We start from the raw sequence: 21,066 nt of genomic DNA on the forward strand, positions 1-21,066 counted from the left end.
ATACCTAACCCAAAATTAGAAAATCGACACCGCTTATCGTGGTGCCGAGTCTTAAAGTTTCAGGGTAAACAACTGCAATTATTTATACTCATCAACAAAAGTGAACCAATCTGCCGCTGCATCTTTGTTCAATGCCCATCCGCCTAAATGGTACCTTTCCCATAATTGGCCATTATCATCATAACTACTCTTGAACCCCACCTCCGCGACAAAAGGGGCTACAGAATACATATTGAATGCTTCAGTAAATGAATGTATTTCTAAACCGAAAGCCTTCTCTACATCTCGATCTGTCGGTAAACGATTAATCCTGATATATGACATATTGACTCCTGAATTTTAACGTGAATGCCGAGTTTGCTGTACTCCATGGACATAAACGCAAAGATATCGCCTAGACTATGAGTGTAGAACTATCTTCAATACAACGTTAAATTAAACAATATGATGAACAATCAATATTACCCTCATCGTCACGACTATTAACCTGCAAGGAAATTGGAAATCGGCTTCCCTAGTGTTAAAGTTAATGCCCATTTGAGATATCGAATAACCACACTTTGACAGATAAGAATAAAAACATGCTATCTGGCACCACATTAATTACGCAAAATAACAATTTCTCATTATAATTAGTTAAAAAGGTGATTAAACTGATGTTAATAAACCTTAATGGGGCATGAATAAGTCTTTGACTTAATACGTCTAAAGGAAAATCTAATGTTGCAATAGCGTAACTTGAACCACTTTCCTGTCAGACGTAACATGCGCACACCATTATTTGAGAGGACACCGCTTTGAACACACCCAGTCGATACTGGAATGAGATTTTTCCCCGTTAATCTGTCCTCCCCTGCTTTTGCGTGTGAGTTGACAATGTTTAACTGTCAGCATGCACTATCCCTAATGTTCGTTGCTTTTGCTTAAATCTTATTATGCCAGTTTTGCATTGGTAGACGCTGTATTTATCAGCTTCAAATCGTGTTTTAAAGTGTTCTTTATATCGTCGCCACTAGTGGAGATATAAGACATGCTGAACGCATTTACATTAAACGACTTCCGTTTACAACGTTTGGATTTAGAAGCCCAAGATCCCATCTCATCAGCACTATGGGTTGACCTCATCGAGCCCAATGAAGAAGAGCGAGAACGCGTTCAAAAAGATCTAGGACAAGGCCTTGCGACCCGACCTGAGCTAGAAGACATTGAAGCCAGTGCGCGTTTTTTTGAAGATGAAGATGGCTTACACATTCACTCATTCTTCTACTACGAAGATATGGAAAATTATGTAAGCAACGCGACGGTGGCTTTTACTATTCGTAATGGTCGCTTATTTACTTTACGAGAGCGTGAATTACCTGCATTTCGTCTTTATCGAATGCGTGCTCGTACTCAGCGGTTACAGCAAGGTAATGCGTATGAATTACTATTAGATCTGTTTGAAACAAAAATAGAGCAACTTGCTGATGTAATTGAAGATATTTACAGCGAATTAGAGGCAATTGGTAAGGTTATTTTAGGTGGTAAACCAGGTGAACATTTTGATAAAGCCTTATCGAACCTAGCTGAACAAGAAGATGCCGGTTGGAAAATCCGCTTATGTCTAATGGATACTCAGCGCGCGTTAAGCTTTTTGGTACGAAAAGCCCGTTTACCAGAAAGTGAATTAGAACAAGCGCGTGAAGTCTTGCGTGATATTGATTCTTTGTTACCGCACAATGAATCTTTATTCCAAAAGGTTAACTTCCTGATGGATGCAGCAATGGGCTTTATAAATATTGAACAAAACCGAATTATTAAAATATTCTCGGTTGTGTCGGTCGTCTTCCTACCGCCAACATTAGTTGCATCTAGCTACGGAATGAACTTTAAGTTTATGCCAGAACTTCATTGGGAGCTCGGCTATCCATATGCGCTAGGGTTAATGGTCTTGGCTGGTTTTGCACCTTATCTTTATTTCAAACGTAAAGGTTGGTTATAAACTATTATTTACAAAAAAGCCCCCTACTTTAAAAATAGGGGGCTTTGTTATTCAGAGCCAATTTTCAATGACTGATGTTAGTAAAAATAAACGTTATTCTATACCCATTATTGTGGATTAAGACCAAGTTTCTTTAACACTAACTTAAAGTTATCTTGACGCTCTTTAACGTTATGAACAGCGCCTGTTGAACAGCTCGAATCAGGACACCCACGGTTTACAATACCAGAAACATCATCAATAAATTCAGTGCCTTTTAGGCCACTATCAACGTATCTCTTCAGTTCGTTATAGTAGTTCCAACCTTCGTATGGGCCACCATCATTTGAATAAGCTTGTACCGACGTTACCCAATAGAATAAACCTGCAATCCACTTAATTTCTTTGTTCTCTTCAGAGCTACAAATCAAGCCTGGGTTTGAACAGAAATCAAGATCAGCATATAACGGATTCGTCGGTGGTGCTTCAACAGTGACGCCATCAATGGTTTGACCAATGGTCGCAGGATCAACATGTGAACGGCCTAAGTAGTGGTTAAGGGTACCGAAGTTTTGACGACCTGTAGTTTGAATAACACCACGTCCCCACCAACCACAACCTTCAACACTTTCTTGACTACTACCATCCCAAAGGAACGTACCGGCTTTCTGACCAACATACGTTTTACATTCGTCACGCTCCCACACTTGCTTAGAGGTATCGACTTTATCGGGTACAACGTTACAGTGGCCACTATTCGTCCAACGACCTACGCTGCCGTTAACAAGTAAACCGCGCTCTTCTAACACGGCATCAGGTGCTGCAAATACTGGTGCTGGTGCACCGTACCATGACGCATGTGTTAGGGCACTGACTTCCATTTTGTTATCACGAGGACAAGAGTAAGCATAATCTAAGCCTGAAGCAGGGTTAAAGCCGTAATCTGCATATTTCTGACCTAGCTGACCACAACTCGCTGACATTGGATAATCAGTTGGCGCACCGTATTTCACTTCCGACCAATTGTTCTCATCACACGCATTGTAACGAATAGTCTCTTGCATACTTTGCGCTAAGAAAGCAGCAATCGCGACTTTGGCATACATGATGTTAGTGGCATCATCCACGTCATCATTCAATAACCAGAACTTATTACCAGCAACACCAATGTTGTGCATCGCATTAAGGCCATCAAGGAAGTCATTCCACTTATACACTGTAGATGGAACCCACTGTGATTGCGGTGTTTCGTAAAGGAAAGCTTCATTATCCATCACGGTTGCAGCATTTGCTAACTCACGATTCAATGCATCAATGCGCGTTAACGAGCCTTTTTCTAACTCGGTACCGACATAATACAGTGGCACTTTCGCACCTTGGTAAGCTTCAATTTTACCAGTTAAATCCGTATTATTCTCATCAAACAAAATCGCAAATACGTTACTGTACGCTGCTTTACGAATTTGTTGCTCACGAGTGGTATTACCCATAAAGTAATTTGCCGCTTGTGCTGTTGGAATATTTGCCAACATCGCAGGAGTCTTCACGTAATCTGTAACTTGTTTCACATACTCTAGCGCGTTGTGCCATTGATCAGCAGATAATGCCGCAGTAGCACTCGATTTTGTAAAGGCAATAAAGTCAGCTTTAGTTGCAGAACCTGCTTTATAAAGTTCTAATGTATCAAGGAAGCCTGCAGTATAATTCGAGGCTGCGTTCCACACCGATTGGCGGCCTGAATGGGTATCAAATGCAAATTCACCAATGCTTAACGTCCAACCAAAAGTTGCTTGTGGTGCAACGGTTGATACGATCAAGTTGTGTGCTTGCGTCCATCCTTTGACATCATTGCTGAGCGCATTAATAGCCGTAATATCAATCTGACTACCGGTGATATCAACAGCATTGGTTAATGCTTGTTTCACCTCAATTGCGCCTAACGCTAGACCTTTATCACGCGTCGCTTGATCAAGTACATCACTACTGATGATAATGGATGACGTACCCGCTTGGTTTGCCTGCTCAATAACCGAAACAAATGCTATCGTTAACTTATCAATATCTGCTAAGTCAGCACTGTTGCTTGTAGCAATAGTAACTGTTTCAGGTGTTGTTGTTGATGGACTTGCCACTACAAACGTATTTGGCCAGCCAGCCACTTCTAAACGAACTGGATCCATTGGGTTAGGTAACGAAAGTAATGGCGCGGTACCAGGATCTGTGCCGTCACAATTTAAATGAAGCGACCATGAAGCGTCACTACCAGGCACACTTTGCGTCCAGTAAACAGCAGAGTAAGCAATGTTTTTATGCACCATAATGTCACCCCCACCAGCATGACCATCACGTGTCCAGTCTGGATAAATATTAAAGTCAGCACATAATCCACCCGGTGGTGTAACTGGTGGTGGCTCAACCGTTTGTGCTGTAACAGTAATATTTAAACGAGTCGTAGATGAAAGCGCTTGCGCATCGGTGGCGATGGCATTCAATGTTACGCTACCTGCTTGAGCTGGCTGCCAGTCACACGTAAATGCATCTCCGGTTATCGCATCAAATGTACAAATTTGCTGATTATTGGCTTTAATAATTACCGAGGTTAAATCATTATCGACATCAGAAGCATTAACAGAAATAGAGACTGTCTCGGTTTCATTAACAGTAGCACCATTAACAGGGGCTATAAAGTTAACTACTGGCGCGGTAAAATCCGTATTCCCTTCTGCTTCTACCGTCACAGAAACTGACTGCTGCTCAATTTTTTGATCATTGCTATCAAACACAAACACATTAATCGCGGCATTGCCTGCATCGCTAGGTGTCCATGTTTGCGAGTAAAGCGTAGTGTTCTGGTCAATGGCTTTTTGAGCAAGTTTAGTGTTATTCACCCAAAACTCAACTTTTGATGCCAATTGACCATCAATACGCGCTTCGATTACAACGGCTTGATTCACTGTTAGCAACTGACCAGCCGTTGGTGCAAGAATTGATAATTCGGTAACTTCAGGTCCAGGCTCCCCAGGACATTCAGTTACATCCCAAAACCATGAATTAGTCGTTGGCGTTTCCCAAATACCCGGTTTATTCTTCGCAATAAAGCATTCATTATTATAAGAAACAATGTCTCCATTCTGAACTTCTGTTTCTCCAGGAACAAAAGGAATAACATTAACTACCTGACTAGTGCCAGAGGCATATAGAGAGCTACTCAACATAACGCTGAGTATAGCTACTGTAACTTTATTTATTCTTCTCAAGATCTAATTCCTTCCATGCTTAAGCGCTTAAAAAAACCAAATATCTGGCCATCATTAGCTATTGGTTGTTGCATTCCGTTCAACCTGTCTCTACTTACCAATATATTCAACAAGTTAAATATGATTAACAGATTTAACATATTTAACACAACAAATTAAGTGTCACAACATTCCATTGGTTATCAAAGTGATAATATGATTGCCAGCTCAAAGAAAAAGTAGATATAAAAAGGATAAATAACTTATAAATGTGAGATTACTCTAACAAGATTTATAGAAACGCAGAGCCAAATAAAAAACGCGCTAAAACAGGAAGCCCTAGTCGCAAGAACATTTTGAGACAATTGAGAATTTGATTAAAGCAATATATCAAGGTGATCAAATTAGCTAAATCACGACAACTAACCCAACAAGAATTACGGCGATATATGATCTCCCCCACACAATAAAATCTATTGCATACGATTTTTTTTCAAATAGTGATAATAAAGAATTCACGGATTTTTTTGCTTTCATATCATTTAAAATAGGGAATTTAATAATGTTTTATAAAGGATTTAAACACGTTTCTCTTTTGCTATTGTTATTAATTAGCAGTCCATCAATAGCAAAAAATATAGATTCAGAGATGCATAGTAATTATTGTATGCTTAATACTCCTGATATCATTTATTCTACAACTTCATTTAACCGTTCTATCACTATTAATTTAGCCGATATTGTATCTGATTCACTTAACCATGAACTTTCAATCCTTGAAGTTGTAAAAGTAAGTTCTACTGGAAGTAATTCTAGCTACGTTGAGCAAAGTAAACCGCTAGAGTTTACCTATCGCCCTAATAACTTCCTCGGGGTTGATGTATTTATGTATACCGTTGGGCATAAAGGCATTGGAAAAACAGGACTTGTTGAGATAACAAGTCTTGAACATGACTATTGTACGCTTGAAACACCTGATACAACTTATTTATCAACAACATCAAACCAAGCAATAACAATAAATCTAGAAGGTATTGTAACTGACTCATTAGATCATAAGTTATCAATACTTGAGATAGTTAACATTACCTCTTCTGGAAATAATCTTAGTTTTTTTGAACAAATTAGCCCATTAACATTCACTTATAATCCTAATGGTCATCTAGGTGCCGATGTGCTTATGTATACTATCGGACATGAAGGTGTTGGCAAAACAGGATTAATTGAAATAATGACATTGGATTAATCGTTGTTTATTAGTATGCGCCCCATTTAACGGGGCATTTTTACATAGTAAAGAAGTAATTAATATTTTCTATTATATTGTTTATTAATAACCATGAACCCAATAAACCCGTTATGACAGCTCGTAATCCTCAAAATGATCAACAAACTTTTGTAAACCAATAAGATCTAGAATAATAAGCTCCGTGCCTTTTTTTTCAACTAACCCTTGTTGAATCAAGGTTTTTAAGGCGCGCCGATAAACTCGACTGGATGTACCAAAACGCTCTGCTTCTTTATCAACTTTATTAAATCTTCCTAGTGTCAGAGAGCGACGAGCATGCTGGAGTAAATCAAAGGCAATATTATAAGTAATTGGATGCAGCAAACGGTAAGTATATATATCAAGAGAGTCTTGGTAATCAAGTGCTAAAGCCGAAGCAAAGAACAGACTAAATTCAGGGTGTTCTAACAGTAATTTTTCTACTTTTTTTATATCAAGAATATCGATCTCTATCGCTTCTTCAACAACTACTGACCACTGACATTGCGTTTTAGTAAAGAACTCCATTTCACCAAATACATTATAATTACAATCCATCTCCCCTAACTGAAAACGACGACCATTAACTGCACAAATATGCATTGATACGCGACCAACAGGAACAATAACAAGCTGAGTAATCGCTTGGCCTTGTTGCAATATAGGATCGCCGATTTGGTAGCGTTTACTACCAATTTGACAACGGTAAAGAGCTTGACGAAAACTAAGATAGTGTTGAGTCAGATAATCGCTAAACCTTGTTGATGGAGATGGTGTTAATTGCATCACTCATATCACTGTTATTTCATTTCATAGTAAGATAACGGGTTTTCATTATACTGAATAGAAAAATCTATATTACGCATTAAAATAGCCCAATCAGTAGCAATCGGGCTATTTTGTCGATGTTACACACTATTAAATAACTTGAGTCAGTGCATTCAGCGCAACATTTGCCGCTAACTGTTCACCTTGAATGAGATCTTCAGCTTCATTAACATAGGCGCTAATTCCTTCGGTCACATTCTGTTGATAAAGAACAACATTATTAAGTATTGCTGCGGTTCTTAACTGACGAAGACGACCAACAGTTAATAAAGCAGAAGTCTCCATATCAGCACCTAATACCCCTTTTTTATGCCAATATTCACAAATACTATCTTCATCATCGGTATAAAAACTATCGTGAGAGCGAACAATACCGCAATAGTAATTAATGTTCTGTTGAGATAAGTTCATTTTTATCAAATGAACCAATTGGTGATCAGCAATAGCAGGAAATTCACTTGGAAGATAAGCTTTAGATCCTCCTTCATCGCGAACCGCACCTTCAGCAACAATTAATTCACCCAAGCCAATATTCGATTGCAGCGCTCCCGCCGAGCCAACACGAATAATATATTCAGCACCACATCGCTTGAGTTCTTCCAAAGCAATAATCATCGATGGAGCGCCCATCCCTGTACTGCACAATGTGACCGATTTTCCTTGATAGTCACCATTAATGATGCGGTATTCACGATTTTCAGCAATTAATACACTATTCGTTAAAAAACGTGCTGCTATTCGATTAACTCTATCTGGCTCACCACAAACTAAAACACCTGTGGCAATTTGACCGTAACTAATTAATAAGTGAGGTTGCTTGTTCATGCGATAGCCTTCCTAACTTGTGGCTTATTTCTATTCGCAATTGCGATCCAGCAACGCGCACCATTCGCGGCAACAAAGAGAAGAATCGCATACTGAATAGAAAGAGCATAAACACCTTGTGCTGCATATAAACCAACACTAATGATGTTAATAACAACCCATAGAATCCAGTTTTCTACATACTTACGTGTCATTAGAATTTGAGCAACAATAGAAAGTACCGTCATAGTTGCATCCCAAAACGGGAAAGCGCCAGGCTGTAATGTAGGATCAGCTAAATTAGCACCAAAAATATTCAATACATCGACAGCAAAATTAGCTAGAGCAAAAAATACTGGGTTGATATAAAGCGTTAATAAACTAATTGCAATCGCACTTAGCGCAACGGTCATGGCTAACTTTGGTTTACTTAACCAACGGATCTCTAAGCTGTCACCATTAGTGTTTGATTTCGTCCATGCAAACCAACCATAAATATTGGCACAAAAGAAAAACACTTGAAGTAACAATAATCCATACAGTTGAATTTGAAAGAAAATAATACAGAATAACGTGACATTAATAAGGCCAAAAAAGAAGTTTATGGTTTTTTCTTTACTGGCAAACCAAATACACAGTAAACCAAAAATAGTACCAATAGCTTCAATCCATGACATGGCATAGCCACCACCAATTGAAAAGTTAACAAGGGTGTTATTGATATCGAACCAAGAGAGAAAGTCCATCGGTTATTCCTTTTATTCTCATTAATAATTTGAATCAATTGTAAAAGGCATACTTATCTATGGTGAGGACATTTGTCCCATCACAAGTGAGGATGATCAACTTTTTAAAAATTAGTTAGTCACATTTTAATTCAACGACATAATCGTTTAACAGCCGACAAACTATCACAAAGAAAAGCAGTCCTACGCTAGCTCAACCAGCTAACGCAGACAATAAGATGGGATATAATGACTATATTAGCGGGTTAAGACCAAATAGCGACCACAGCCATTAGCGCAAAGCCGATCACGACAAAGGTGAAGTTCTTTAAATCACAGCATTTATCAACCATGGTCGATTGTTTTAAGCCATGTAATGTGCCGAGATACAAAAATGTACCTGCTGCTAATGAATAAAAGATCGGCTCTAATAATGGATAGCTGCTAGTGTATTCTAAAACGCCTGAACCTAATGCAACCCCTAATGGCAACATCAACGTAAATAACCCAAACATTAATAAAGCTTGGCGTAACGATAGACGACTTTTACTTAATTGAACTGCCAGTGAAAAACTCGCTGCCCATTTATGCGCTAAAATAGCAATAAGGATCATCACCATCATAGTAATAGAACCGCTTAACCCTAGCACCGTACCCGCAAGTAATGAGTGAATAGATAAAATGACCATTGCTAAAATAGCAAACGCAGGGCTATTACTATCACCGTGTTCATCTAAGCGGCGGCCTAAGTGTTCAAACCATAATAGTAATAAAAACACACAGCCCGCTAATACGAATGCTATCGGGTAATCAATACCATGATCTAAGAATGATTTTGAGGCGTCACCTAACATATGAATTAAACCTGCGCCAAGAAAAACGCCGGATGCTAATGCTTCTGCTGCAGGTGATTCTAAAGGTCGGGTCGTTTTAAATTTACGAATAAACGGATACAACCCAGCGAGCACAGTAGTAACAAAAATAAGTACTACTGATAATATTTTAAATTCATCGAGATTCATGTTGTATTCCGCATCGTTAAACAACCGACTTTATAGCACTTACGGTGTTACTCTGCGAACGATTTGAATGTAAAACATTAATTCCATATAGCAACAATATTAATTACTTATGATATTTGGAAATCTTAATAATAATCGCTGCAATATTGAAACAGTCATAAAACGAAAATAAATCCATATAAGTCAATAAATTAAAGAAAACCACGCATCTATTGTTTAAATTATTAATAAAAAACGGCGCTATAATCTCATTTATTTATAAAAATGAACTACGCTTAGTGAGTCCCAATACATCATAAAATAGAGGTATTATATGGCCACTCAGAAAACAAAAGAATCGACACACGAGACAATGGAACGCCATTACTCTGATGATGCAAAACACAAATATGATAAAGATCACCAAGAATATCGTGAACATGAACCATCACATGGGCATCATATTCACGGCGGCGTTGGCGCTGCGCATAAAGAAACTCACCATCATCATCATACAACTCATCACCACCACCATCACTACTATGGCCATGTCACGATTATCAATGGTAATGAAGAATAATCACCTTTTAAAATGACTAAAACATGCTGATAAATATATCTGCATGTTTTACTTATTACTGCCTCATAGCAAAATCTTTATTGCGTTTTCATTTATAATCACTATAGTCTTACCTCCAATATAAAAATACACTTTCCCTTATGAAACAATTTCTTATTACATGCCTATTTTGTTTATTATTAGTTGGGTGCGTAACTGAAAGTGTACGAGTCATTCCAACCAAAGTAAGCGTAAAAGCAGGTATTGATTTCAATCCATGCGGTAGCGAAGTTGAAGGCTATAAATTTGAACCTAATGGCGTTATTTCAATAAGTTGCACCAATGGAAACGTCTATTCAGTACGTAACCGACAACAACTTGAAAAAATGAAAAAAAATGTCGTTGATTGCCAACGAAAAGGCTTCGATGATTATAGCTTGTGTCTATCAAACAAAAACAACACTAAAAATAGCGATACAAACGCACAATCCGACAACGGTATGAGCAGATAACGATAATAAATGCTTAATACGTAAAAAATAACAACGATTTATATTTGTCGACACCATAAAAAATATTCATCAAAAAACAATATGATTAAATATTCATTTAATTATTAATAAAACGGCGTTGAATTGCATAAAATATCACCCTACCCTCAATGATCGTTTTTTAATCAATTTTGACTTCTGTAATTTTACTTCTGCTACTAACTTTTATTATTCCTCTTAGACTACTATTCACTCAAAATATAAGAGGTCTTATTATGAAAAAAACTCACCTTAGCTATCTTCTACTTATAGCAATATCAGCACCAACTATGGCTGATACTTTAACGAATCCATCAAATAATGTAATTCTTGGTAATAATGCGGATGTAAAAAATAGTAATACATCAATATCTATAGGATACAGTGCCCACGCCCAAGGTGGCTCAAGTATTGCAGAAGGGTATCAAGCAACTGCCAATGGTAACGCCGCGGTTGCCATTGGAGTGGCATCCAAAGCAAATGGCGATCAATCTGCATCTTTTGGATCTAACGCCAGCACTGATGGTAATAGTTCATCATCTTTTGGTTCAGGATCTGTCGTTAAAGGCGTCCAAGCAGAAGCGTTTGGCGCAACATCACATGCTATAGGTGATAATGCTGTTGCTTTTGGTTCTGGTGCTAATGCCAATGGCCGTTATGCATTGGCTTTAGGTACTAGTGCTCAATCACAAACAGCTGATATAGCGATTGGTAATTATGCTAAAGCAACAGGAACAAGAGGCTCAATTGCTATCGGTAATGGATCACAATCAACTGATGGTCAAGTATCATTTGGTAATGCCCATGTTCAACGCCGATTAGAAAATGTGCATGCGGGTATTGCAGCAACAGATGCTGTCAATGTGAGCCAATTAAATCAAGGTATACAAAAAGCAGACAGCTATACCGACCAAAAAACAACAGCAACATTAGCTGATGCTAAAACATACACGAATCAACAAACAGCTGCTGCTGTACAACAAGCGAATACTTATACTAATAATAAATCAGCCACAACATTAACTGACGCTAAAACATATACGAACCAACAAAATACAGTCACCTTACATAATGCAAATACTTACACGAATAATAAATCAACCGAAGTTTTAGCAACGGCAAATAATTATAGTAATCAGCAAAGTGCTGCAGCAGTACAACAGGCAAATAATTATACTGATAATAAATCTGCGGCGACATTATCAGCGGCAGATCAATACACTGATCAGAAGGTGAACTTCCTTACTCAGGATATTGAAAAGGTTCACAATCAGGCTAATGCGGGTATAGCAAGCGCAATGGCAATGTCATCAATTCCAATGAAGCAAGGCTATCATTATACAATTGGTCTAGGTGCGGCTAATTACGATAATCAATCAGCTGTAGCGTTAGGTGGTAAATTCGACGTAAGTCAACATAGCATAGTAACTCTTGCCGCATCGGATAATAGTCTTCATGATGCAGGTGTTTCTGCTGGCGTTGGATTTGGGTTTTAATTATTTAAACATAAAAGCAGTAGATAATAATTATATCAATTTTTATCTACTGCTCAACTCACTAAAAAAAACCAACCCATTGTAATAATTACAAACACCAAAGTTAGAGCTTTAGCTCTAATACATGTTAATTCAAACAACAAACTCATATTTTTTATCGTATCAACAAAAAATTTATATCGCGATTAAAATATAACCATTTTTTGCTTTCACGCACCTCAAAAATATATTTCTGTACTTATTCTCTATATTATTAAATACCTTATTGATAATAATTATAATTACCAAAAAAATGGTAAATATAATTCTATTTATAGATTTAACTTTTCCATATGCAATGAATAGTATTGCCACACACATCATATGGACGTAATCATGAATAGCTATAAAAAAACGTGTGCTGTAATTGCAATATTATCCACATCAACAATGACATACGCATCACCAATCAACACTCATAGCCAATCAAACAATTTATCTAACAATATTACTCATGGCTATCAAGCAAAAACCAAAATCGAAAAAGACTCTGCTATTGCTATTGGCGTTGCTGCATCAAGTATCGGTAACCAATCGATAGCGCTCGGCACTAATGCTTACGCTCACGATGACAGTGCTGTTTCTTTTGGCGCTGGTTCATCTGCAACGGGTATTCAAAGTACGGCAACAGGATCTCGCGCTAATGCCAATGGTGATGCAGCTTCTGCATTAGGTTCTGGCGCCACCGCAACGGGTCGTCGCTCTATTGCTATCGGTTCAGAATCCAAAACAACAGGTGATCATGCTATGGCAATTGGCAACTATGCCTCGGCTGATAAAACCACGATATCTTTAGGCGATCATGCAATAGCAACGGGTCGCAATTCAATCGCTATTGGGAACAATTCACACTCAAACGACGGTCAAGTCTCTTTTGGTAATGCTAAAACTCAACGCCGTTTAGAATATGTAGCCAACGGTCGAGCAAATACTGATGCCGTAAATATGAGTCAACTAAATCAGCAAATAGCGCAAACCCGTACTTACACCCAACAACAAAAACAAACCGCAATCACCCAAACAAAAACTTACGTAACACAACAAAGCACTGCCACCTTAAACAAAGCCAAAATGTATACTGATCATCAATCAGCAACGACGCTATCAGCCGCAAATCAGTACACAGACCAAAAAGTGAATCTACTTACTCATAACATTGAGAAAGTTCATAACCAAGCCAATGCTGGTATTGCAAGTGCAATGGCAATGACTTCAATTCCGATGCGACAAGGTTACCACTACACTATTGGTATGGGTGCAGCTAACTATGGTAACCAATCAGCGATGGCGATTGGTGGTAAATTTGATGTCGGCCAGCATGGCGTTATCACTTTAGCGGCTTCTGATGATAGCCAACACGATGCAGGTATCGCAGCTGGTTTTGGCTTTGGCTTCTAAGGGCTTTATTCATCAAGCTGTGGTCGCCACCAGTAATGTAATAAGCGACGATATCCTCGTTTAATATCATGCAAAATTAGATATAGAGCAGGCACTAATACTAAAGTGACAACGGTTGCGAATAAAATACCAAACGCAAGTGATGTTGCCATAGGAATCACAATCTGTGCCTGCAAACTCGTTTCTAATAAGATCGGAGCTAACCCAAAGAAAGTTGTAAGTGACGTTAATACAATGGCACGAAAACGACTACACCCGGCTTCTGTTACTGCATGATAAAGTGGTACACCTTGTGCCAAGGCACGATTAATAAATACAACGAGTACTAAAGAATCATTCACTACCACACCAGACAATGCCAAAATACCAAACACACTCAATAAATTAAGTGAGATATCAGCAAAATAATGCCCTGCAATAGCACCGATAATACCAAATGGGATCACCGACATAATAATCAACGGTTGAGTGTATGAACGTAAAGGGATCGCCATTAATGCAAAAATAGCAAATAGTGCCAATACTGCATCTCGAACTAAACTACCTTTTGTTTCACTCTCTTCTTTAGCTTGACCATCTAATTGAATTTTCACCGTTGGATATTGCTGGCGCAATAAAGGCAAATAACTATTATTGATAATGGTATATATTTCAGAGGGAGAAGCTTTATCTTTCTGCACATTAGCGCTTACCACCAGCGTGCGGTGTTTATCAACCCGATGAATACTATTCAACGCTGGAATAAAATTAATTGTTGCCACTTGTGAAAATGGCACCAGACTGCCATCTGATAATACCACCTTCATATTTTGTAAGTCGCCAACACTACGTCGTTCATGTACGGGATAGCGCACCATTACTTTAACTTCTTCGTTATTACGTAACAGACGTTGGACTTCAATACCTTGAAAAGCATGTCGAACTTGATTTGTAAGGTTAGCCACTGATAGGCCCAATAGTTTTCCAATTGGAGTTAGCTTGATATTGATCTCTTGAGTAGGCGCAGATAAATCATCTTCAATATTAAATACTCCTAAATAACGCCCTAACTGTTGCTTTAGTTGGGTTACTGCTTGCACTAATTGCGCACTATTATCACCTTGTAAACTATATTGAATATCACTTTTTTGACGATCAATAGATGCCTCATAAGCAATAGATTTAACCCCAACCAATGGTGGTATATTACTTTTCCAGTTAGCTAAGATATCAAAGCTCGTTATTGGCAAACTCTCACTTTTCTCCAATTCAACCAGTACAAACATATCGTTACTATCTCGCATATTAACAAAACTATGTTTTACTACATGAACGCCTTGCTGCTGATATATTTCCTCATCAGTTTTATAAAGAGCCTGTTCTAATTGATTAACAACCTTAATATTATTTGCCACTGAATTAGAGTCATTCATTTCCACCAGCACTTGAATATAATCAGAGGGTAGTTTAGGAAAGAATACCCACCGCAATTGCCCACTAAACACCAAAGCCAATGCTAAACATAATACGCCAACGAAAGTCGCTAATACGTTATATCGGTGCATAATAGCAACCATAATAAAACGTCGATAATGGACATCAATAAATCTATTTACAGCCTGATTAAAACGCCGTTTAACTCGTACTAGTGGATTGTTCCATTGCCGCTGCTGTACTAATCGGGATCGTGCTAAATGCGCAGGTAAAATCAGTTTAGATTCAATCAATGAAAAGGTTAAACATAATATAACCACCCACCCAATAGCCTTGAAAAATTCCGTACGAGGATTATCAGACAATAGCATTGGAACAAAAGCTGCCATGGTAGTTAACACCCCAAAAGTTGCAGGAACCGCGACCCGCTTAGCACCTTGAATAACATGCTCAATCGTTTGTCCTTGTTGCTCTACTTCAGAATAAACACTTTCACCAACAACAATCGCATCATCAACCACAATCCCTAGCACTAAAATAAAACCGAATAGCGACAATAAGTTAATCGAAATATTAATACTTTCTAGCGGCATAAATAACAATGTGCCTAAAAAGCAAAATGGCAGTCCAAGTAGCACCCAAAACGCTAACCTAACTTCTAGAAATAACGCCAGAATAATAAAAACTAATAATCCACCATATGCCATATTAGATAGCATCATGTTAAGTCGACCTTCTAGGTAATGCGACATATCTGCCCATTTATCAATATGTACCCCTTGCGGTAATTTGGCTTTTTTATTCGTTATATACTCACTGATTTGCTGCGATATTTGAGTCGCATCTTGGTTGGGAAGATTACGGATTTGTATGACTGCGGCGCGTTGTTGATTAAATCGATTAAGCACTGATTGCTCAACAAAACCATCTGTTACTGTGGCTATATTGGATAACTGGAGTTGACTTCCATCGGGATTAGTACGTAACACAACAGCCGCAAATTGATCGCCTTGATAAAGTTGTGCCGTGGTACGCACTAACACATCACCATCTTGCGCTTTTATTGCACCTGCGGGTAAATCCAATGAACGTTGCTGTAAGGCTTGTGCGACTTGCTCAATAGTTAAATTATAATTACGTAGTTGCTGAGATGATATTTCAATCGCAATTTCATCATTTTTAACCCCAGTAACAGTAACTGCGGTTGCACTGGTTTGCTGAATAATTTCATCTTTAACCACTTGGGCATAGCGTTTAAGTTGGCGATCACTCAATTCACCATATAGTGATAAAAACATCACATTACTCATAAACTCTGCCCGTTGAATCAACGGTGGTTCCATTTGAGCTGGAAAGGTAGTTATAGCATCAACACGTTGTTTCACTTGATCTAAAATCTTATCAAAATCAGCATCATTATCGAGTTCTAAGGTAACAACGCCTACCCCTTGATTAGCAACAGCGGTAACACGTTTAATATCAGCAATATCATCCACTGCTTGTTCAATTTTAACAATAATCCCTTGTTCAATATCCGCTGCTGCAGCGCCGGTATATTGACTGGTAATGGTTATTTTATTGGTACCAAAAGCTGGGAATATTTCTTTATTAATAAGATTGACTGAAAATAAGCCACCAATCATCACTAGCAACATCAATAAATTAGCAGCGACATGATTACGCGTAAACCAAGCAATGATTCCCGATGATTCCATTCACTACTCTCCGTTATCTACATCCTTAGAATGAATAACCGTCAGTGGAGGTTGCTCAATGAATTGAGGTGGATTTAAAACGGTTGTTACTGCAGTCCCTTCTAAGTAATTATCAGGCCAAGTTAACGACACTAATTCACCATCTTCTAATCCCGCACTGATATAGGCATATTTAAGATCCGTACGCGCAACCACCACTTTCCGCATTTGAGTTAAACCATTACTATCGACTAATACCACCTGATCATTTCGAATCACGTGCCGATGTAATTTAACCGCATTAGCAATCGGCTTCGCTGCAATTTTAGCCGTCACAAAAGCCCCAAAATTTAATACACCGGTTCGTTGTTGAATAGATAAGCGCCGTTGATAAGGATCAATAACATCAACAATGAGATAAACCATTCGACTTTGAGGATCAATCACGCCCTCTGTACCGATAAAACGTGCTGTCCAATGCTGAAAATCTTGGCCATGGTGCTCATTGGTTAGAATGACTGTTGTATTAGGCGAATTTGGATCAATAAATGAAAAAGCTTGAGGGGTAACAGGAAGACGAATACGAGCAACATCAGTACCGTATATAATCCCTAATTGCTCACCAATATTGACATGGCTGCCAACATTGATATGTTTTTCAGTAATTAAACCATCAAATGGGGCAGTAATAATAGTGCGAGCAACATTCCGTTGCGCCCGAGCTAATGCTGCTTGAGCAAATTTAACATTAGCTTGTTGTTGTTTTCGTTGAGGAATACGCAACCCTAACGCTGATTGCTTAGTTGTAGAGATATGACTTAAGGTTTTTTTTGCCACGATACCGCGAGCAATTTCTTGCGCCAAGAGTGCCTTTGCTTGAGCGAATGTTGCCTCAGCTTGAGCGAGATCAGCATGATAATCAGCGTCATCTAAATGGGCTAATACCTCACCTTTGCGGACAAACTGCCCTACCGCAAAAGCAGGCGACAAACGGTTAACAACGCCACTCACCTGCGCGACTAATTCTGCTTGATGCTTCGGCTTAACCATACCATAAGAACTAACATTAAATGCTAATTGTTGCTTTTTCACCGCCATCACTTCAAGCACAGGCACTATGGTTTCGACGATTTTTTGCTGAGTCTGTGGCCGATTTAATAATAGCGCTGCGGATAAACCCGCAAACAACAATAAAATCACTACCGGTAAATAACGCCGGATAAAAACACTCATGCTATTGAATCCCTTACTAGCAAACCAAAACGAAATATCGCTTTAATTTCAGTGTAGAGCATGAGTACATGGTGTGATGTTCATAAACGTAATTAAGCCATAATAACCGTCAAATCATAGCCACATCGATAGTTCATAATGGTAATGTTACCGATTAAGAAGTTGGCCAAAATTAGGCGCCTTATTACCATAGATTTTATGCATCAATACCATTAATAGCTCACCACAAGCTATCGCATCAAATAGTGAATTATGTGCCTGATATTCGGGTAAACCGACACTACAACGCGCACTGCCTAAACGGGCATCATGATGTAATATTTGGTTGTTATATAAAGATTGATACAGTGGTAACGTATCTAGCCACAACAATGGACAGTCATGAAGTTGATATTTATGCTGTAAATAAGTACTAATAAACCCTTGTTCCATAAAGCAGCCATGGGCAATACCGACTTTTCCCGTTAATGCCACCAGCAACCGCATCATCACCTCATCGAGTGCCTGTCCCTGTAATAACATTGCATGATCAATATGATTAATCACCGCGCTATCTGGTTTGATAATTGCTGTAGAATTCACCAATTCATTAACACTCGTACTGAGATCTACAGCGTTGACCATCATAGAAACATACCCTACCGATAAAATCTGATCTTGCTGCGCATCAAACCCTGTGGTTTCAAAATCAATCGCTAATAATGGCCATTGGTTAATCAATGTTAAAGGTTGTGGTAGCGGCGCACTAAATAACGCTTTAATCGGCAGAGGTAAATCTGGATGTTGCTGTAATAAGGTAATCCGTCGTTGATGTAAATCTCGCAGATAATTACCAAATAAGCGTTGCCACCATTGATGCCGCTGGAACATAAAGAGGGTTTTATTATTGGTAACCATTAGCAAAACTTCATTTTCATTATTTCTTGATAACTAGTGATCAACTTAAACGTTTCACGTAAATGGGTGCGCTCGAAGCTATTAAACGCATTCGGGTTGATATGATTATTCGGTATTTTACCTTGCTGTAATGCTTGAAGTTGATGGCTATAACGGATTTGAGAAATAAATTGAAACGCCCCTAATAAATCCTTAAATGTCGCATCATTAATAACCTTGTGCTCTAACAATAACTGCAATCTTTCTTCAGTATTAGCTTTATAAACCACAGCACCATCCGTGGTAAATAATTGTGCCGTGAGTTGTAAATATTGCACGCGTACTAGGTTTACAATAATACTCAATGCCGCGCTTTTAATATCAAGAGTATTCGCATTTTCACCTTCTTTAACCAAGACCCAATTTCTAAAAATACTCAGTGGTGGTTTTTGTAATAAGGCATTACGCGCTAATGCTGATATCACGCGCGCATTATGAACAAGTTGTTGACACATACATGCTTGTAAATCATTCACTAACTGTGGGTTTCCCGTAATATAACGACTATCAAGAAAAACACTCATCTCAAGCAACAAATCATATTCAGGATTAATCGCCCACTTTTGATAATAAGCTTTCCACACTGCTAATGGCTGACACCATTTATGAGTCACCGCCATAAAACGCCCACTACATAACTCATAGCCACATAGTGCCATCCCTTTACTGACATACATGGCTAAATGGTGAAAGTACACTTTATCAGCATCAGTCGCATTATCAGCTAAAATCAAACCGTGATCTTGATCAGAAAGCATGTGAACTTCATTGCGAGCATGTGAACCTGCAACTATCCAGCAATAGTCACACGGAGCGGCACCTAAATAAGCTTCAGCCATCACGACTAAACGCCGATTGTAGGCATCCATAATCATAGCCATTACTTGTCCAATCACACCAATGGCCACTTTAGCTTCAACTAACGCTTCAAAAATAGCTTGTCGTTCAATAGTCAGTTTAGCGAGCTGTTCTAAGCGTTCGATCTTATTAATTTTATCAATTAAAAAAATTGCTTGAATACGATGATTTTGCACTAAATCCGATGGCGTAATTAAGCCTATTGGTATCCCGTTATCAACCACCGGAATATTTTTTATTCCGTGTTGCATCATTAACGCTGCCGCCGTGATCACTAAATCCCCACGTTTAACACTATAAGGATTTTCCGTCATGACTGCAGTGATCATCTCTGTGGTCGAAATACCTTCAGCAACCACTCGCTTAGTCATATCTTTATCGGTGATCAGCCCTACAAATTGATTATTTTGCATAATAAACGCGCAGGATGAGTTGGCATTAACTCGCATCGCTTTCGCAACAGCCTGAATAGTTTGGGTACTTTCAACTAATACTATTTGTGAATTAAGCACATCGATAATCGGCTTAAAAAATAACCCTTTCTCATGCTGTGACCACACAACATTTAATCCACTCTGAAGCCTACTTTGCGCATGCGATCCAAAATGGGCTAAAGCATCCGGTTGATCTTTTAACTTTAGTAATAGCGCATTAATCGGTAAACAATAAATCAACGCATCTTCAATCACCGTAATAGTATAAGGATCACTAGCTGTATTCGTTTCAGCTTGTGTTAATCGAGAAAAACCAAAAAAGTCTTCTGCGGCTAATCTAGCCCTTAAAGTACCATCAAGGTTCCGTTGCTCAACCGCCCCAGTTCGTAGTAAATACAACTGATCACTTTCTTGTAAATCAATCACTTCACCTTTGCCAAAATAGCGAATAGTGATCATTCCAGCAACATCGCGTAACGTTTTTGGGGTTAATTTATCGAACGGATCAACCGCGGCCATAAATTCAATAATATTAGGAATCAAAGTTTCAGACATATCATTAATCGCTCGTATCACTTAACCATTATTTTGTAATCGTTACCATCAATAAAAAAATACTGATTGTTGGATAAATCACAATAAAATGAGAACAAAT

16 protein-coding genes are annotated in these 21,066 nt (G+C 38.4%); 6 read left to right on the plus strand and 10 right to left on the minus strand.

Going from position 1 to position 21,066, the window contains the following annotated elements; translation table 11 throughout:
- Positions 1-78: 78 nt before the first annotated feature.
- Positions 79-324: a hypothetical protein gene (locus PPBDW_RS17575; protein WP_036790916.1), complete on the minus strand. Its 246-nt coding sequence runs from the start codon at positions 322-324 to the stop codon at positions 79-81.
- A 706-nt stretch (positions 325-1,030) separates the two neighbouring features.
- Between PPBDW_RS17575 and corA the strand changes: the two genes are divergently transcribed.
- On the plus strand, positions 1,031-1,981 hold the full coding sequence (gene corA / locus PPBDW_RS17580; protein ID WP_036790918.1) for a magnesium/cobalt transporter CorA: 951 nt from the start codon (positions 1,031-1,033) through the stop codon (positions 1,979-1,981).
- 107 nt (positions 1,982-2,088) lie between these two features.
- On the opposite strand, the gene PPBDW_RS17585 is transcribed toward corA, so the two are convergent.
- Positions 2,089-5,175: an Ig-like domain-containing protein gene (locus PPBDW_RS17585; RefSeq protein WP_156312925.1), complete on the minus strand. Its 3,087-nt coding sequence runs from the start codon at positions 5,173-5,175 to the stop codon at positions 2,089-2,091.
- A gap of 670 nt (positions 5,176-5,845) precedes the next feature.
- Between PPBDW_RS17585 and PPBDW_RS17590 the strand changes: the two genes are divergently transcribed.
- Positions 5,846-6,442: a hypothetical protein gene (locus PPBDW_RS17590; RefSeq protein WP_146145971.1), complete on the plus strand. Its 597-nt coding sequence runs from the start codon at positions 5,846-5,848 to the stop codon at positions 6,440-6,442.
- A gap of 111 nt (positions 6,443-6,553) precedes the next feature.
- Here PPBDW_RS17590 and PPBDW_RS17595 read toward each other — a convergent pair whose 3' ends face one another.
- The 4 genes from PPBDW_RS17595 to PPBDW_RS17610 form a co-directional block, all read right to left on the minus strand.
- Positions 6,554-7,249: a Crp/Fnr family transcriptional regulator gene (locus PPBDW_RS17595; protein ID WP_036790925.1), complete on the minus strand. Its 696-nt coding sequence runs from the start codon at positions 7,247-7,249 to the stop codon at positions 6,554-6,556.
- A gap of 132 nt (positions 7,250-7,381) precedes the next feature.
- On the minus strand, positions 7,382-8,116 hold the full coding sequence (locus PPBDW_RS17600; protein ID WP_036790928.1) for a nucleoside phosphorylase: 735 nt from the start codon (positions 8,114-8,116) through the stop codon (positions 7,382-7,384).
- On the minus strand, positions 8,113-8,841 hold the full coding sequence (pnuC, locus tag PPBDW_RS17605; RefSeq protein ID WP_036790931.1) for a nicotinamide riboside transporter PnuC: 729 nt from the start codon (positions 8,839-8,841) through the stop codon (positions 8,113-8,115). The genes PPBDW_RS17600 and pnuC overlap by 4 nt, the downstream gene beginning before the upstream one ends.
- 245 nt (positions 8,842-9,086) lie before the next feature.
- Positions 9,087-9,842, minus strand: coding sequence for a ZIP family metal transporter (locus tag PPBDW_RS17610; RefSeq protein ID WP_036790933.1), 756 nt, complete (start codon positions 9,840-9,842; stop codon positions 9,087-9,089).
- A 313-nt stretch (positions 9,843-10,155) separates the two neighbouring features.
- On the opposite strand from PPBDW_RS17610, the gene PPBDW_RS17615 reads away from it, so the two are divergent.
- The 4 genes from PPBDW_RS17615 to PPBDW_RS17630 all read left to right on the plus strand — a co-directional run bounded on the left by PPBDW_RS17615 (position 10,156) and on the right by PPBDW_RS17630 (position 13,843).
- Positions 10,156-10,401, plus strand: coding sequence for a hypothetical protein (locus PPBDW_RS17615; RefSeq protein ID WP_036790936.1), 246 nt, complete (start codon positions 10,156-10,158; stop codon positions 10,399-10,401).
- Between the two features lie 140 nt (positions 10,402-10,541).
- A complete protein-coding gene (locus PPBDW_RS17620; protein WP_036790939.1) occupies positions 10,542-10,892 on the plus strand; it encodes a hypothetical protein in 351 nt (116 codons plus the stop codon).
- A 254-nt stretch (positions 10,893-11,146) separates the two neighbouring features.
- A complete protein-coding gene (locus PPBDW_RS17625; RefSeq protein WP_036790942.1) occupies positions 11,147-12,406 on the plus strand; it encodes a YadA-like family protein in 1,260 nt (419 codons plus the stop codon).
- A gap of 375 nt (positions 12,407-12,781) precedes the next feature.
- Complete coding sequence (locus PPBDW_RS17630) at positions 12,782-13,843, plus strand: YadA-like family protein (RefSeq protein ID WP_036790945.1); 1,062 nt, start codon at positions 12,782-12,784, stop codon at positions 13,841-13,843.
- Positions 13,844-13,848: 5 nt separating this feature from the next.
- Here the strand turns inward: PPBDW_RS17630 and PPBDW_RS17635 are convergent, their stop codons facing one another.
- From PPBDW_RS17635 to PPBDW_RS17650, 4 genes are all read right to left on the minus strand, one after another.
- Positions 13,849-16,971 carry an efflux RND transporter permease subunit gene (locus tag PPBDW_RS17635; RefSeq protein WP_036790948.1) on the minus strand — a complete coding sequence of 1,041 codons (3,123 nt, stop codon included), beginning with the start codon at positions 16,969-16,971 and terminating at the stop codon, positions 13,849-13,851.
- Between the two features lie 3 nt (positions 16,972-16,974).
- A complete protein-coding gene (locus PPBDW_RS17640; RefSeq protein ID WP_054262161.1) occupies positions 16,975-18,183 on the minus strand; it encodes an efflux RND transporter periplasmic adaptor subunit in 1,209 nt (402 codons plus the stop codon).
- 147 nt (positions 18,184-18,330) lie between these two features.
- Positions 18,331-19,080 (minus strand): 3'-5' exonuclease, encoded by a 750-nt coding sequence (locus tag PPBDW_RS17645; RefSeq protein WP_054262162.1) that lies wholly within the window; start codon positions 19,078-19,080, stop codon positions 18,331-18,333.
- Positions 19,080-20,966 (minus strand): DUF294 nucleotidyltransferase-like domain-containing protein, encoded by a 1,887-nt coding sequence (locus PPBDW_RS17650; protein WP_036790950.1) that lies wholly within the window; start codon positions 20,964-20,966, stop codon positions 19,080-19,082. The genes PPBDW_RS17645 and PPBDW_RS17650 overlap by 1 nt, the downstream gene beginning before the upstream one ends.
- Positions 20,967-21,066 lie beyond the last annotated feature (100 nt).

Source organism: Photobacterium kishitanii (assembly GCF_000613045.3).
GTDB classification, from domain to species: domain Bacteria; phylum Pseudomonadota; class Gammaproteobacteria; order Enterobacterales; family Vibrionaceae; genus Photobacterium; species Photobacterium kishitanii.